The organism is Streptococcus sp. E29BA (genome assembly GCF_041807805.1).
GTDB classification, from domain to species: domain Bacteria; phylum Bacillota; class Bacilli; order Lactobacillales; family Streptococcaceae; genus Streptococcus; species Streptococcus entericus.
The window spans coordinates 1-1,999 of sequence record NZ_JBGTZA010000068.1 but is presented as its reverse complement, the minus strand read 5'-3'; the positions used below and the strand labels follow the sequence as shown (position 1 = coordinate 1,999).

The 1,999-nt window shown below is 42.7% G+C and carries 1 protein-coding gene and 1 pseudogene; both read right to left on the bottom strand.

All coding sequences use genetic code 11. The annotated features are described in order from the left end of the window. Nucleotides 1–29 precede the first annotated feature (29 nt). Nucleotides 30–1,145, bottom strand: a pseudogene (locus ACERC8_RS09915) (ISAs1 family transposase). A 221-nt stretch (nucleotides 1,146–1,366) separates the two neighbouring features. Further along, on the bottom strand, nucleotides 1,367–1,999 hold a 633-nt coding region (locus ACERC8_RS09910), incomplete at its 5' end, for a type I 3-dehydroquinate dehydratase (RefSeq protein ID WP_373659698.1).

Below are 1,999 nucleotides of genomic sequence, written 5' to 3'. Positions count from 1 at the left end.
TGTTTTATCCTTCCTCCTCCCTTTTTTGACTAGATGAGTTTTCTCAAATATTGATCAAAAGCCAAACTAAGGTGAAATTTCTTACGTCTGAGGCTCATCTTTTTGCCCACATCCAGTTGTTTTAAGACGGCTAGGCAGAACTTATCCATGACATTTCGGTTAAAAGCGAGTTGTTTGTTTAAGGTTTTATTGGCATCTTCTCTAAAAACGACATCTAATTGCCAATGAAGACTTTTAATAGCCCAATGCCCACGAACACAAGCAGCCAATTCTCGACCACTCACTTGAGTGCTCAAGATAAAATAACGTGTTTCAACTGTTTCCTTACTGCCCTTCTGGTAACGACAAGTCACCCGTCCCAAACCCTGAATGTGAGCCCAATCCGAGTGTTCCCTTCTCAACCAAGCAGCATCTGTAACAACCTCATAGAGGCGTTGTTCAACCTGTCCGTGTGCCTTTTCAATGGTTTCATAGGTATCCGAAATGGCCTCCTTATCCTCAAAGAAGGGGATAATATCTTCTAGCAGGTTCTTTTGATTTTCCTTGACCGCTAGGCAATAGTTGCCCTGCTTTTGGATAATCTTATTAGCGATGACCTTTTGGGTTCCCATAGCATCTATACTAATCAGACAACCTTTAACAGAAATGTTGTCTAATAGGGCTGGAATAGCTGTGATTTCATTACTTTTTTCATCGGTTGCGACTTGACCGTAACAGATGCCCTGATCTGTCGCATAGGCAGACACAATGTGAAGGGCTTTTTGAGCGGCACTACCATTGCCCCTGATTGTTTTCCCATCAATAGCCAGAAGATTTTTGGCAAAGGTCGGAAAAGTGGTCGCAGACAGTCTAGCCTCTTCAAGTAGGTTTGACCACATCAACGTGACGGTTACCAAGACTTGAGGATCCAAGGTTGCGAAAACACGCTGCATGGTGTCATGAGAGGGAATCCCATTATCCAGTTTAAGAAGGGCACGCAAGGAAGACTCATAGGCCTTACCGAAATCTTCGATTTCCTCCTAGTATTCTGCTCCAGCTAGACGGGCAAAGAAAATGAGCAGGATAATATCAGACAACAGGTGATGGACTTTGCGATGGTCACGCAGGTCGTGAACAGACATTAAGAACTTGACAATCTCTGGCATAAAAACTCCTCCTCTAACTATTATAGCTAAAAAGAGGGAAAGTAGTCTGTGAAAGATGTTGAAAACGATGGTTTCTTCATGCGTTTGTCCTGCTCTTTTCACCAGAGAGACCCGCCAAATTGGTTTAAGTAAGGTGGACGCGGTACCTAAACCCGGTGCGACATCCTCAAGTTTTCATGACTTTTCAGAAAATTATCAGGCGAGATATTTCACCTGCCTAGCTATCCACTGGTTTTTTCTAAAAGACTCAATATTTGCTTCATATCAGACAAGCTGAGTTGACTTGATGATTCTTCACCAACAGTGGCGATTGTCCAGTCACTGCCAAATAAGTCACCAAAAAAACGCGTGACCTGACCCAGCTTCCCTGAGGCAATGGTCATGTAAGTCTGGTCTGGGTGAAGAGATTTAAAGCCTCGAGTGTAATTCATCATGTCAAGCACATCTTGCTCTGTCTGTGGAGTTAATACCAGTTTAACCACGCGAGGTGATAGGGCAGTTAGTTCTGAATAAATTTCCATGATATTGTCAGGAACTTTTTCAGTATCGTAATGAGAGAGAATAAGATTTGAAAAGGTCAGCAACTGTTCAAAAATAGCTTGTCGCTCCTTGTAAGGCACTTCAATATAGTCAGGCTGATAGAGCTCTTGGACTTGCTTAATCAAATCCACATACACCTCATCAGGTAACCATTGCTGGCTATCTTTTTTCTGATGGCCTAAACTGAAGATCATTTCATAGCCTGAAAATCGTTCAAATATAACTGGAGCAACTGTTAAAATCTCTTCTGGAGGCAACATGTCTGCTCGCCACTCAATAAGCGTTGTTCCCTCATAATGACTGAGCTCAAGCGC